Annotated in this window: 3 protein-coding genes; all 3 read left to right on the top strand. The window is 43.6% G+C overall.

The genetic code is table 11. The annotated features are described in order from the left end of the window. Positions 1–10 precede the first annotated feature (10 nt). Positions 11–148, top strand: a complete 138-nt coding sequence (locus A3735_RS32320; RefSeq protein ID WP_082880396.1) for a cytochrome c-type biogenesis CcmF C-terminal domain-containing protein — start codon at positions 11–13, stop codon at positions 146–148. Beyond that, complete coding sequence (locus tag A3735_RS23465) at positions 145–687, top strand: DsbE family thiol:disulfide interchange protein (protein ID WP_068510742.1); 543 nt, start codon at positions 145–147, stop codon at positions 685–687. The genes A3735_RS32320 and A3735_RS23465 overlap by 4 nt, the downstream gene beginning before the upstream one ends. Further along, the coding region (locus A3735_RS23460; RefSeq protein WP_068638769.1) for a cytochrome c-type biogenesis protein at positions 684–1,065 on the top strand (382 nt) is incomplete at its 3' end. The genes A3735_RS23465 and A3735_RS23460, both read left to right, overlap by 4 nt.

Raw genomic sequence — 1,065 nt, 5'->3', positions numbered from 1 at the left:
GGCAGTTCGTATTCAAATAAAACCCTTCGTTAGATGGATTTGGCTTGGCACTATTTTTATGGCGCTAGGTGGATTGTTTGCGATAAGTGATCGTCGTTATCGCTTAAAGTCAAAACTCGTAGACAATAAAAATGGAGGCCTGGTATGAACAAAAGAATCGTCCTTTTCACACCTCTCGTTCTTACTATTGCTCTTGGGCTCATACTATATACCGCTATCGGTAAGGATCCTACCAAACTAGAAACGGCACGGCTAAACGACCCAGTACCGAAGTTTCAGCTGAGTTCTTTGTCAGACCAAAATAAGCAGCTCAATAACTCAGTATTCAGCGGTGAGGTAATGCTCTTAAATGTCTGGGCAACCTGGTGCCCATCGTGTCGAGTTGAGCACCCCTATCTAAACACTCTGTCAGAGCAGGGCGTCAAAATCGCTGGATTAAATTACAAGGATGAGCGTGATGCTGCTCAGGTTTGGCTTGCAAAACTAGGCAACCCTTATACATTCAACATTTACGACCCTGAGGGAAAGCTTGGATTTGATCTAGGTGTTTACGGTGCTCCAGAGACATACATTATCGATCAGCACGGATATGTCAGGCATCGCCATGTTGGTGTCGTTGATGACAAAGTCTGGCACTCGACGCTTAAGCCTTTGATCGACAAACTCGAAGGAAAGGTGGTGCTATGAACGAGCTCACAAGCAGATTAATTTTGCTGTTTTCCCTTACAACTTTCTTTTCGCTTCCTATTAGCGCAAATATAGACGTTTATCAGTTTTCTGATGAAGAAAGGCGCATGAATTACCTTGAGTTGACTAAGGAGCTCCGTTGCCCAAAATGTCAAAATCAAGATATCGCTGACTCTAACGCCCCAATTGCTGCCGACATGCGCAAAGAGGTTCACCGTTTACTTGAAGAAGGGAGTAGTCCTGAAGAAGTTGTTCAATTTATGATTGATCGCTTTGGAGATTTCGTCACCTATAAGCCAAAAGTTAGTAGTGAAACCTTAATGCTCTGGTATGGACCTTGGATTTTTATCATTTTTGGCATGGGCGTTATCGCTTACG

The sequence above is a fragment of the Oleiphilus sp. HI0061 genome (genome assembly GCF_001635675.1).
The sequence above is the reverse complement of the archived record's forward strand: the minus strand, read 5'-3'. Positions and strand labels throughout refer to the sequence as shown.